Source organism: bacterium (genome assembly GCA_022616075.1).
Lineage (GTDB): Bacteria > Acidobacteriota > HRBIN11 > JAKEFK01 > JAKEFK01 > JAKEFK01.
Genome location: JAKEFK010000205.1, coordinates 1 through 10,174, shown reverse-complemented (window position 1 = coordinate 10,174; position 10,174 = coordinate 1). Strand labels below are relative to the sequence as shown.

Here is a 10,174-nt window from a genome sequence, read left to right as displayed (position 1 = left end):
TCGACGATGCACTGGGGCATCGACTGCGTCGCGGCGCCTCGCATCTGCCTGCCCGGCGCTCGCGCCATATGTCATCATATTTATGGGAAGGGACACTTAGTCTGTGCCTAATCCCGGTCAAACTCTACTAGTGCTTCGTATAGATTGGAGAAAATCGCGCGAGATTGGGCGTCCGCTGCGCGATCAGGATCCAAAGAATAAAGATTCTCAGTTTGAGCAAGCCGCAATTCTTCGACTGCTTCTTTATTCTGGCAAAGATTCACGAGTATCAGGAAGACCACTAGAGTTTTCAGCGTTGCCATGGGAGCTCTCTTTTATTGTACTGCGGGCTGAGCGCCAATTTTCGCGCGTGGCCGCACTATAGGAAAATCGAACAGCATCATTCGATTTTCGAACACCGTAAGCACTTCCAGTTCCAATCACACCAGAATCTGACCTCTGGCATTCTTCTTGCCAACATCAAATAACGGAAGGAGCCGTGATATGAATCCCAAACGTTATTTGAATGTTCTTGCATTTCTGTTCTGTTTACTCTTCGGGTCCGGCATTTCGGATGCGTTTTCTCAAGAATTGCCTCTACCACCGGAAACGCTGGACGAAACGAAACCTTCAGAATTTCCCGCTGCCGAGACGCAGGAGGTTTCAGGAAACCAGGCATTAAACAATCGAATCCTTGGTGGTCATCTTTTGCGGCGGATCGGGTTTGGTCCTACGATCCTGGAACTGGATTACCTGACACAACATGGGAAACGCGGGCGAACAAATTGGATCATATGGCAAATTTATCCCGAATACATCGACGATTCGGCCCTGGATCCGCTTTTGCCCGCGGTCTCGCTTGAAAACGGAGACTACGATCACATCCGCCGCTGGTATGTTCGAATGACTTATTCACAAAAACAGTTGCAGGAAAAGATGACTTTGATCTGGCATGAACATTTCTCCGTTTCGGATGCGAAGGTTGGATATCCCCAGTTCATGGAAGAGCATGAGAATTTACTGCGATCTTATGCACTTGGGAATTTCCGTGATTTTCTTGTCAGCATTACGATTGATCACGCCATGCTGATCTGGCTCGATAACAATTACAACAACGGAAATGATGTGAAACCGCCGAATGAAAATTATTCGCGCGAATTCCTGCAGCTTTATTCGACCGGTCCAACTCTCCTTAAGCTGGACGGAACACCCATTCGTGACGCAAATGGCAATCCGAAACCGGCGTATTCAGAGAAGGATGTTCGAGAGCTTGCACGATCCATGACCGGTTGGTACATCAATTACTGCGAGCCATTTCCCGATTGCACGGGACCATCCGTCTTTGAGCCAGCGATTCATGACAATCGCGCGAAAAAACTTCTGGGGCGCCCCATACCGGCAAAACTGGGTCAGGAAGAAGTCGGACATGTTGTAGATGTAATACTGAGCGAACGCAGAGACACGGTTGCGGCGTTCATTTCTAAGATCCTGATACAGAAGCTGGCAACAGAAACACCTTCACGCGCTTACGTGAAACGCGTAGCCCGCGAGTTTCGAAAAAGATGGGATCTTCGCGCCGCGGTCTGGTTCATCCTTACCGATCCCGAGTTTGAGGATCCTGCAAACGTTCGAACCCAGTTCAAAGAACCTGTCGAACAGTTTATCGGAGCTGTGCGCGCTCTGGATGGTTGGACGCAAGGCGAGGCGCTCTATCAATGGACCTACGATTCCGCGCAGCTTGTGTACTATCCGCCGTCTGTTTTCAGCTTTTACCGTCCGGGAAACAAAGGACAACTCGTCACCAACTCCCGCGCGCTATTTCGCGACAAAATGGCCGACGAATACAGCACCGGATGGTACGGAACTTTTTTTGATCCCGCAACCATGATCGAACATGGACAACTGGATTCACCTGAAAAAGCCGTCGATTATTTCGTGGATCGTTTGATTGCGTCGCCCATTCAGGAAGAAGTAGGAAACGAGCTGATCCAGTACATGGAAGGCCAGATCACGGATGAAAAGATTCGCGGACTTGTATGGCTGATTCTATGCACTCCCGATTATCAAAGGAATTAGCAAGGAGGATCCTATGCAATACAGTAGAAGGAATTTCATAAAAACAACCGCAATCGCTGCCGCCGGACTTGCCCTGTTTGATCCGAGATACGCATTGGGCCGTTCCGTTTCTACATCAACAGGTAACAAGGTGCTTGTCGTCATCAATCTTCTTGGAGGAAATGACGGCCTGAATACAGTGATACCGGTGTCGTCCAGTCAGTACGACAAGTATCGTGAGCTTCGCAGTTCTCTGGCGTTGGATCGTGACAGCTTGTTGCCACTGGATGGACAACCGGATTTTTCGTTGAATCCGCAGTTGTCCGCGTTTCAGGATCTATTCGGCAAAGGCAAGCTTGCTATCATCAACGGTGTTAGCGTTCCGGAGCAGGCGGTTGGTCTGTTTGATCATGAAGCCGGCCAGTATGAATTTCAGACGTGCGACATTATTCGCAATCTCAGTGGAGGCCCTGCCAGCGGATGGCTCGGGCGCTATCTGGATACCCTGGAAGAGCCGGTGCCAGGACAAATTTCACCCGGCGTGGATATGGGCGGCGGTCGCCTCATGTTAACAGGAGAATCAAAGTTTCCTGTGAGCATCAATTCCATCGATAATTTTCAGCTTCAGGTAAGCTATGACGAACAACCAAGACGAGCAGCATACAGCCGGATCATGGAAATTCCTAACGGAAGCAATGTAGGTGAACGTAACCGGACACTTCGAGTCGAAGCGCTGGCGCAATCGGAAGTGATCGCTGGCGCAACACAGGGTTATCAGCCATCCGTAACGTACCCCGAGACCTATCTCGGATTTCAACTTCGCGATTGCGCAAAATTGATTTACGGTGACGTCGGCGTTCGAGCGCTTGCTGTAGGCATCGGAGGCTTCGACACACACAGCGCGCAAAATCAAGCAAGCGGTGAACAACCGGGACTGCACGATTCTCTTCTGAAAGATCTCAGCGATTCCACCGGAGCCTTCTACCAGGATCTCGTGAATCATGGATTGTCATCAAATGTTCTGATCCTGACCATCTCAGAGTTCGGAAGAAGGGCGTATGAAAACAACGACCTTGGAACGGACCACGGTTTTGCATCGATTGCATTTGCCGCAGGTGATATGGTGCTGGGCGGATTGTACGGAATCTATCCTGATTTGAATCAACTTGTGCTGGATGGAAATCTTGGAATGACAAATGATTTCAGGTCTGTTTACGCGACCGTACTTGGTAGTCATCTCGGTGTTGACCCGCAGCCGATTCTCGATCCCAATCATCTTTACCCTGATTTCGATATCCTAGGGTTTTTATGATTGTTGGGTAAGATAGCTCGTGTAAGAAGGGAGTTGAGGGGATAGCTAGCCTAGGCCGTATTTTTTGATTTTTTCGAAAAGTGTGGAATACGCGATGCCGAGTGACTTAGCGGCCTCCGTCTTATTTCCGTTCGCCTTCTGAAGCGCATTGGTGATCGCCTTCTTTTCGATATCAGCGAGCGAAACTCCTCGCGGATTGGAGCTTGATATGGGAAGGAGCTCTGCAACCGTCTGAACGTCGATCATATCCTGTGACGCGAGGAGCACCGCCCGTTCCACTGTGTTCCTCAACTGTCGAACGTTTCCCGGCCAGCTGTACTCCCGCAAAAAATTCATGGCAGATTCGGTGAATTGTTTTTGGTTTGCTCCTGCAGAACTGTTTAGGAGAAAATGGGAAACAAGTTCAGGAATGTCTTCAGTGCGATCGCGCAAAGGAGGTAGCGCAATTTCGAGAACCGAAAGCCGGTAGTATAGATCCTGGCGAAAATGTCCTTCCTTCACTTCCCGTTTCAGATTACGGTTTGTTGCTGCGATCACACGAAAGTTTGCGCCGATCGGCTTTGAGGATCCGATCCGCTTGAACTGACGAGACTCGAGCACACGCAGAAGTTTTGGCTGAAGTTGAAAATCAATTTCACCGACTTCGTCTAGAAGGACTGTGCCGCCGCCTGCCTCTTCGAACGCTCCTTTTCGCAGGGCCACCGCTCCTGTAAAAGCGCCCCGTTCGTGACCGAAAAGTTCGCTCTCGATTAGATTATCCGGAATTGCACCACAATCGACGACAACGAACGGCAAAGAGTAGCGTGGACCGCTGGTGTGTATGGCCCGCGCAACAAGTTCTTTCCCTGTTCCGGTTTCACCCGTAAGAAGCACGTTCAGAGGCGATTGGGAGACTTTGCGAATCATGTCCACCACATGTTGCATATGTCTGCTACTCCCGCGGAGTTCACCAACAGGTTTATGCGTGTCGCGTCTAATCACTTCCGGGTAAACAAACAGAAACTCGCTCCTTCCCAGGCGAATATTCATCTGTGGTTTTATGTGTGCTTCCTTTACCTGTACCCCATCCACAAATGTTCCGTTGGTGCTGCCCAGATCGAGCAGCAAGAAAGATTCCGGTTGCGGCACAAGTTCCACGTGATGGCGGGAGACGGCATCATCCGTCAAAACAATGTCGTTGTCTGCCGCCGTTCCGATCGTTGTTTTTGTGGATTCAGGGATTAAAAATTCCAGACCGCATTCGGGTCCGCTGCAACATCGCAAAAGCGCGTCTCTCACTGGCAAAACCGATGATTTCTCCATTCGGAACGTATTCGAATCCATTGGATATTCGTCTTACGCTGTTAGCAAAGATTGTACCAGAGCCGCAAACCCTCATTCAGCGACTTTTCAAAGATCGACCATGATTCCGTTATTTGATTTTCCAATACAGTCAATGTCAGTTTTTCGAGGCGTTTCAAGGCTGTTGCGTCGGTTGACTCTTTAGGTAAGAATTCATACGATTTAAGTATGAAATCTATAGTTTCCGAAAAAGGGCAGGTGACAATCCCGAAACCTTTAAGAGAGCGGCTTGGTATCAAAGCCGGCCAGGTGCTGGATTTCCAAGAAGAAGAGGGAGCTCTTGTAGCGCGAAAAATGAAACGGGATGACCCGGTCAAGCGCGTTTACGGAATAATTAGAACCAAACGACGAACTGATGAGATCATTAATGCACTGCGGGGTCCGGGTGAGAAATGATTACAGCAGTCGATACGAATGTCCTGCTTGATATCTTTACAGCGGATATTCAATTTGGATCACGTTCGGCTGAGAGACTCAGTGAATGCATGATCGAAGGTAAATTGATCGGCTGTGAGGTTGTTCTGGCGGAAATAGCCGCAAGTTTTTCAGACATTCGTCTGGCCGAAGAGGCCCTCCAGCAATTGGGTGTTGAATTTGCTGCAATGGACCAGATTTCCTCACTCCAAGCCGGGGTGCACTGGAAAAAGTATCGAGCTTCCGGTGGCACACGGACGCGCATCATCTCCGATTTTTTGATCGGATCGCATGCAAGTAACCATGCCGACCGGCTGCTGACGCGCGATCGTGGATTTTATAGAAAGTATTTCTCAAAACTGATAATCATTGATCCTTCAAGCGATGAATGATGTTCGCCTCAAGTTCACGCTTACAAGCGCGCGCCACATGGCAGCAGCCATTGTGACGCGTGCATGGATGATTTAAACAGGCTAAGAACTCATCGGATTCAGCTTAATTACTGCGAACATGGCTCCTTGCGGATCGATCAACATGGAGAACCGGCCCACATTCGGAATATTTTCCGGAGGCAGCATGACAATTGCTCCTTTGCTTTTTGCATCGGCAACTGTCTGATCGCAATCTGAAACCGCAAAATAAACAAGCCAGCAAGTCGGCATCCCTTTCATTTCCGGAGTGATTTGGTACATACCTGCGCCCGGCTGTCCTGCGTTTTTGAAGATCGTGTATTTCAATTTTGGATTCGGCATGTTTTCGGGCTTCCAGGGAAAAAGTTTTGTGTAGAATTCTGTCGCGGCTTTTTCATCTGATGTTGCCAGCTCAGTCCAGCAAAGAGTGCCCACTTCGTTTACGAACCTTGCGCCGATGTGTTTGCCCGGCTGCCAGATTCCGAAAATGGCGCCCTGCGGATCCTGAAACAGCGCAGCGCGTCCTGCCTCAGGAATATCCATCGGCTCCAGCATGACTTTGCCGCCAAGCTCCTGGACTTTCTTCGTGATTTCATCGGCATTGTTAACTGAAACATAACAGAGCCAACTCGGTGGATACCCCTGACTTGTCTGTTCCGGAGTTAAACCGTACAATGCGGCCACGTCTCTCCCTTCCAATTGGAGCATCGTATAGACCATTCCTGGCATCGGGAGATCTTGCGCGCGCCATCCAAATAAACTCGAATAAAAGCTTTTTGCAGCGTCCGGATTTATGGTTCCAAGCTCAGGCCAACAGAATGTCCCATGCGGATGTTTTTGAACTTCTTTCATTGCAACTACCTCCTTTTTTTGTACTGAACCCAACCTCTAAATCTAAGTCTACGGAGCATTAAAAACTATGAGAAAATATGGATTGAACTCACCTCTATTTCTCTAATCGTTATCGACAATTGTGCCGATTGCGGCCGTGTCATTCAGAGTGATCCCCACCGGATTCGAAAGATCAATCCTGAAGGTCTCATTGGGCTCGTCCGTTGTGTCATGGCAAATAGGCACTGATACAGTTTGTGTGGTTTGCGTGGAAGTGAAGTTCAAGACGCCTCCTCTGAGAACGTAGTCGGCGCTCCCTGAGCAAGTTTTGGTAGCGGATCGGACGGCGGTAACGTCACGTGTGGTAAACGATAGAGATGCTCCAGCCGGATTAGGATTCGAAAGCGTCAGAGTGAAGGTTGCGCTAACAGCCTGAAGACTATTAACCGGTTCGTTAACCGTCACATCGTTGATGGTAAGAGTAGGGATTCCAGGTTTGACCGTGATTGTTCTTGTGATCGCCGGCTGGTTCGGGCGGCTCGCGCTGATGACAACTTGAGTATCCTGATTCACAGGACCCGCTGCGATAGTAAAGGTTCCCTTTGCATGCCCTTGACCATCGGTGGTACAGCAGGAAATCTGGATCGAACCTGGGATTTGGACGGCAGTGGCGGGGCTTGCGGAGAGATTCACCCGCGCACTACCTCCCGTGTTGTGAACAATCCTTTCGAGCAGGACCGTACCAGTGATTGTTTGACCCTGCGGCAGTTGGTTCGAGCTGACCGAGAAGCTGTGGAGAGCTACAGGTGTGTTCGTCACTTGTGTGGATGCCGGATTACCGACTGTTGCACCGGCTTGAGATACTCTTGCCTGATACGTTAATGCGATGTTTTGAGTTTGATCTACAACTTGCGAAATAGCAGGACATTTTTTCTGGTTAGTTCCATCGCCGAAGAAACTTGTGCAGAAAAAACGGGTTCGCTGCGGCTCCGTCAGGATCCCTATCCGGCAAGATGAAATGCTGGCACCCTTGCGGGATAGCCGATGCGAAGGTTAGAGTGACTTCGTAGTTGAGACTTCCGCCGATGAGCGAGGTGGGCGTCGCTGTCGCACTTGTCACCGCCGGATGTGGGCAGTCCACTGCAAAAGCCGGAACAAATTCTCCTGCAATGATAACCACTGTGCAAGCGACGAGTAATGTCAAAGTTAAGCCGATGCGGTTCATGATCTTCCTCCTAAAACCTTGCGGATCACTGTCATTTTAAAGACCGCCTCATCTCTTAACAGCAGACTGTGGTATCGAATGTAACCAATACTTTCGTAGGGAGAAACTTTATTGTGCTATGGTTGTGGTGTTCGGCAGGACTTCATCCGATCTGAGATACGTTTTGACATTGTTGTTTTCATTGGCTTCCACAAGCACACCAGGCAGGTCAACTTCGACCGCATAATTTTCAGGCTCAGACCAGTTGAATGGCGCGGCGTCCAGGTCGTAACATACCTGACAACTTATATCTCTGATCAGTCTTCTTCTATTCTCCGGCCTTTCATATGTAAACGTCCTTGTTTCATTTTGCGCCATGTTCGTTATCGTCACCTCCTGAACTGTAGCGGCATTCGCTTTAAGCCTGGCCTTAACTGGATTGTCTGACGAAAAACCTGACGCCCCGGTATTCCGGACTCCCCAAACAATCCCCGGAATTTTCGCAAGTTGTATGATGTGCGGTCTTTCTTGCGACGGGATCGGCAAAGCGCTACAGAGGGCAGGCGGAACTATAAGAACCTTTTCTTCTTTGCACACTCCTTTTGAGCCTCGGAAGACGTTTTGAATTCTTTCCAAAGGTGTAAGGTCCGGAAGTGACGCGGCCTGCAAGCCATGAAACGATACCAAAAGTATCACGATCGAAGCCATAAAAAATCTCATACCTGAAGACGTATGTTAGATCCGATCGTGATCCAGCTAACCCTACTAAAGTATCGGATCCACTCAAGACAATCGTCTTGTACCAACAGGGTCAAGTCAATCGAAAATAAGTGTTCAGTCTATAGTCTGGAGGAATTGAGATGAATAGAATATTGGGATTTGCCGTGTTGTTCGGAGTTTTTCTCGTTCAGTTCTTTTTTCAAAATGCAGGTTACGCGCAACCGGTGGTTACGATCTTTCCTCCGCCGCATCCTCCTGTTGCTGAAAGCGCCACAAGCGTGTTTTTTCAGCTGCGAGCAAACAGCACCCTATCTTCACCTGTTGACGTTCAGTTCACAATCGCTGGTACCGCGACGAACGGTCAGGATTACCGAAAACACTGAAAAAGTTCTGATTCGAGTTGCTCCGGGCTCCTACGTTCTTGAAAGCAACTTCACGCAAACAATTTCCATTCTGGATAACGATGTCCCGGTTGTGACGGTCCATCCTTCCGATAGTACTGCTGCCGAACAGGGTCCGGAAACGGGCAGTTTCACCGTTATAAGGAACAACCCTGCTGATATCAATGTGACTATCTCGTTGGCTTTCACCGGAGGTGGCGGCGCGACACCGGAGGCGACTCGCGATGGGGATTACACCTTACCTATACGCCTTCAAAACTCACTTGTGATACCAGCGGGAACCGATAGAGTAACTACTATCGTTACACCCATTGACGATTCGGTCTCCGAAAGTCTGGAAAGCGCGAATATCTTGATCGCACCGAACGCGGCATACCAGGTGGGAGACCCTGGTTCAGTCGCTATTTTTATTGTCGACAATGATTCGCCTTGAGCGATAGACTAATCCAGGTGAATGATTCCCCGTTTGATCGCAACCGTCACCGCTTCTGTGCGATCGCTTACGCCGAGTTTCAATAGAAGATTGCTGACATGTCCTTTCACTGTTGGTTCTGTGATGGAAAACTGTGCTGCGATTTCTTTGTTACTCTTTCCCTTGGCAATCTGTTTCAAGATATCTAATTCGCGAGTTGTCAAATCGGAAGCAGGAATACGCTCTGCAAGACGACCTGCGATAGCCGGCGGAATGTAACGGCGTCCACTGTGTACCGAGCGGATTGCATCGAAAAGTTGTGATGTCAATGACTCTTTCAATAAATATCCTTTCGCTCCTGCTTGCAAGGCACGATAGATATCTTCGTCTCCTTCATGGACTGTTAAAACCAGAATGCGAGCGTTCGGAAACTCTTTACAGATTGCCTCCGTTGCTTGAAGCCCTCCGACATTTGGCATTCCAAGATCCATCAAGACAACATCCGGCCTGTGTTTTCTGTACAAATTGACCGCCTGAGTTCCATCCGATGCATCGGCAACGGCTGTTAAGTCCGGCTGAGCCGCGATCAAGGCAATCAATCCTTCTCTGACGACCGCATGATCATCGAAGATGACTATGCGAATCGTGTGTTTTTGCTCCATAAGCATTAAGGTTCTCTGCCGGAAATCCGCAGTGGGACTTTCACAGAAAGATTGGTTCCATGATTGGGTTCGCTCTTTAACTGAAATTCGCCTCCGATTTGCTGGGTTCGCTCACGAATGCTCACCAGTCCAAATCCTTCCATGCGAGCATGGGTAGAATCAACAAAACCGAGACCATCATCACGCACTTCTAATTGGATGTGATCCTTTGCATAATTGAGATTTACTTCAATCTTTTTCGGCTTTGCATGCTTAATCGCGTTCATCACTGATTCCTGACAAATGCGGACCAGTTCATTTTCCACGGTTTCTGGCACAACGGATGGGATTCCGTTAACCTGAACGGAGCATTCTACACCTGTGCCCGATGCGAATTGCTGAGTTAACGTTCTTAGCGCCGTTGACAAATCAGCATCAATCAAATAATGGGGCC

14 protein-coding genes are annotated in these 10,174 nt (G+C 49.1%); 6 read left to right on the top strand and 8 right to left on the bottom strand.

Features of this window, described 5'->3' with window-relative positions:
* Nucleotides 1-107 precede the first annotated feature (107 nt).
* A complete protein-coding gene (locus tag L0156_16495; protein ID MCI0604587.1) occupies nt 108-302 on the bottom strand; it encodes a hypothetical protein in 195 nt (64 codons plus the stop codon).
* A 181-nt stretch (nt 303-483) separates the two neighbouring features.
* On the opposite strand from L0156_16495, the gene L0156_16490 reads away from it, so the two are divergent.
* Both L0156_16490 and L0156_16485 read left to right on the top strand, forming a co-directional pair.
* Complete coding sequence (locus L0156_16490; GenBank protein MCI0604586.1) at nt 484-2,055, top strand: DUF1800 domain-containing protein; 1,572 nt, start codon at nt 484-486, stop codon at nt 2,053-2,055.
* A 13-nt stretch (nt 2,056-2,068) separates the two neighbouring features.
* Nucleotides 2,069-3,346: a DUF1501 domain-containing protein gene (locus L0156_16485; protein ID MCI0604585.1), complete on the top strand. Its 1,278-nt coding sequence runs from the start codon at nt 2,069-2,071 to the stop codon at nt 3,344-3,346.
* A 45-nt stretch (nt 3,347-3,391) separates the two neighbouring features.
* On the opposite strand, the gene L0156_16480 is transcribed toward L0156_16485, so the two are convergent.
* Entirely contained in the window at nt 3,392-4,669 is a 1,278-nt protein-coding gene (locus L0156_16480) for a sigma 54-interacting transcriptional regulator (GenBank protein ID MCI0604584.1), read from the bottom strand.
* 186 nt (nt 4,670-4,855) lie between these two features.
* Here L0156_16480 and L0156_16475 point away from each other — a divergent pair, with 186 nt between their 5' ends.
* Both L0156_16475 and L0156_16470 read left to right on the top strand, forming a co-directional pair.
* Nucleotides 4,856-5,083 (top strand): AbrB/MazE/SpoVT family DNA-binding domain-containing protein, encoded by a 228-nt coding sequence (locus L0156_16475; protein MCI0604583.1) that lies wholly within the window; start codon nt 4,856-4,858, stop codon nt 5,081-5,083.
* Nucleotides 5,080-5,493, top strand: a complete 414-nt coding sequence (locus tag L0156_16470) for a type II toxin-antitoxin system VapC family toxin (GenBank protein MCI0604582.1) — start codon at nt 5,080-5,082, stop codon at nt 5,491-5,493. Before L0156_16475 ends, L0156_16470 begins: the two co-directional genes overlap by 4 nt.
* 81 nt (nt 5,494-5,574) lie before the next feature.
* On the opposite strand, the gene L0156_16465 is transcribed toward L0156_16470, so the two are convergent.
* From L0156_16465 to L0156_16450, 4 genes are all read right to left on the bottom strand, one after another.
* The gene (locus L0156_16465) at nt 5,575-6,363 is read right to left on the bottom strand and encodes a VOC family protein (protein ID MCI0604581.1); all 789 of its coding nucleotides are present in this window, start codon (nt 6,361-6,363) and stop codon (nt 5,575-5,577) included.
* Between the two features lie 102 nt (nt 6,364-6,465).
* Entirely contained in the window at nt 6,466-7,161 is a 696-nt protein-coding gene (locus L0156_16460) for a hypothetical protein (GenBank protein ID MCI0604580.1), read from the bottom strand.
* A gap of 118 nt (nt 7,162-7,279) precedes the next feature.
* The gene (locus L0156_16455; GenBank protein ID MCI0604579.1) at nt 7,280-7,567 is read right to left on the bottom strand and encodes a hypothetical protein; all 288 of its coding nucleotides are present in this window, start codon (nt 7,565-7,567) and stop codon (nt 7,280-7,282) included.
* A gap of 108 nt (nt 7,568-7,675) precedes the next feature.
* Nucleotides 7,676-8,254, bottom strand: a complete 579-nt coding sequence (locus L0156_16450; GenBank protein ID MCI0604578.1) for a hypothetical protein — start codon at nt 8,252-8,254, stop codon at nt 7,676-7,678.
* A gap of 152 nt (nt 8,255-8,406) precedes the next feature.
* Here L0156_16450 and L0156_16445 point away from each other — a divergent pair, with 152 nt between their 5' ends.
* A complete protein-coding gene (locus L0156_16445) occupies nt 8,407-8,649 on the top strand; it encodes a hypothetical protein (protein MCI0604577.1) in 243 nt (80 codons plus the stop codon).
* Nucleotides 8,588-9,100 (top strand): hypothetical protein, encoded by a 513-nt coding sequence (locus L0156_16440; GenBank protein ID MCI0604576.1) that lies wholly within the window; start codon nt 8,588-8,590, stop codon nt 9,098-9,100. Before L0156_16445 ends, L0156_16440 begins: the two co-directional genes overlap by 62 nt.
* Nucleotides 9,101-9,108: 8 nt before the next feature.
* Here the strand turns inward: L0156_16440 and L0156_16435 are convergent, their stop codons facing one another.
* Nucleotides 9,109-9,741 carry a response regulator transcription factor gene (locus tag L0156_16435; protein ID MCI0604575.1) on the bottom strand — a complete coding sequence of 211 codons (633 nt, stop codon included), beginning with the start codon at nt 9,739-9,741 and terminating at the stop codon, nt 9,109-9,111.
* A gap of 5 nt (nt 9,742-9,746) precedes the next feature.
* A partial coding sequence (locus L0156_16430; protein ID MCI0604574.1) for an ATP-binding protein occupies nt 9,747-10,174 on the bottom strand: 428 nt, incomplete at its 5' end.

Excerpts from the sequence above, each read along its gene's own strand:
- L0156_16470 (MCI0604582.1), top strand. The coding sequence starts at position 5,080 with ATGATTACAGCAGTCGATACGAATGTCCTGCTTGATATCTTTACAGCG.
- L0156_16480 (MCI0604584.1), bottom strand. The coding sequence starts at position 4,669 with ATGGATTCGAATACGTTCCGAATGGAGAAATCATCGGTTTTGCCAGTG.
- L0156_16475 (MCI0604583.1), top strand. The coding sequence starts at position 4,856 with ATGAAATCTATAGTTTCCGAAAAAGGGCAGGTGACAATCCCGAAACCT.
- L0156_16495 (MCI0604587.1), bottom strand. The coding sequence starts at position 302 with ATGGCAACGCTGAAAACTCTAGTGGTCTTCCTGATACTCGTGAATCTT.
- L0156_16455 (MCI0604579.1), bottom strand. The coding sequence starts at position 7,567 with ATGAACCGCATCGGCTTAACTTTGACATTACTCGTCGCTTGCACAGTG.
- L0156_16445 (MCI0604577.1), top strand. The coding sequence starts at position 8,407 with ATGAATAGAATATTGGGATTTGCCGTGTTGTTCGGAGTTTTTCTCGTT.
- L0156_16485 (MCI0604585.1), top strand. The coding sequence starts at position 2,069 with ATGCAATACAGTAGAAGGAATTTCATAAAAACAACCGCAATCGCTGCC.
- L0156_16465 (MCI0604581.1), bottom strand. The coding sequence starts at position 6,363 with ATGAAAGAAGTTCAAAAACATCCGCATGGGACATTCTGTTGGCCTGAG.
- L0156_16490 (MCI0604586.1), top strand. The coding sequence starts at position 484 with ATGAATCCCAAACGTTATTTGAATGTTCTTGCATTTCTGTTCTGTTTA.
- L0156_16435 (MCI0604575.1), bottom strand. The coding sequence starts at position 9,741 with ATGGAGCAAAAACACACGATTCGCATAGTCATCTTCGATGATCATGCG.
- L0156_16450 (MCI0604578.1), bottom strand. The coding sequence starts at position 8,254 with ATGGCTTCGATCGTGATACTTTTGGTATCGTTTCATGGCTTGCAGGCC.